Source organism: Chromohalobacter sp. HP20-39, assembly GCF_033052815.1.
In the GTDB taxonomy this organism is placed as follows: Bacteria; Pseudomonadota; Gammaproteobacteria; order Pseudomonadales; family Halomonadaceae; genus Chromohalobacter.
The window spans coordinates 1-342 of sequence record NZ_JAWHTP010000329.1 but is presented as its reverse complement, the minus strand read 5'-3'; the positions used below and the strand labels follow the sequence as shown (position 1 = coordinate 342).

Here is a 342-nt window from a genome sequence, read left to right as displayed (position 1 = left end):
CGAGCGCAGGCCGGCATACGCCAGCAGCGCCACCAGTGGCGTCCAGTGCCATACGTCCATGATCAGCACGGTGATCCACGCGTCGAACGAGTGCGACGTGTAGTTGTAGTCGATGCCCATCTGGTTGAGCCAGTAACCGGCCAGGCCGATGTCCGAGCGCCCGAAGATCTGCCAGATCGTGCCGACCACGTTCCATGGAATCAGCAGCGGCATCGCCAGCACCACCAGCGCCGCCGAAGCCTTCCAGCCCTTGGACGGCAGCGCCAACTCCAGGCCGATGCCCAGCGGAATCTCAACCGCCAGCACGCACAGCGAGAAGATCAGCTGACGGGTGAGGGCGTC

The 342-nt window shown here is 64.6% G+C and carries 1 pseudogene; it reads right to left on the bottom strand.

The window, feature by feature from the left end:
- Window positions 1–342 (bottom strand): annotated as a pseudogene (locus RVY79_RS18230) (sugar ABC transporter permease); the annotation flags it as partial.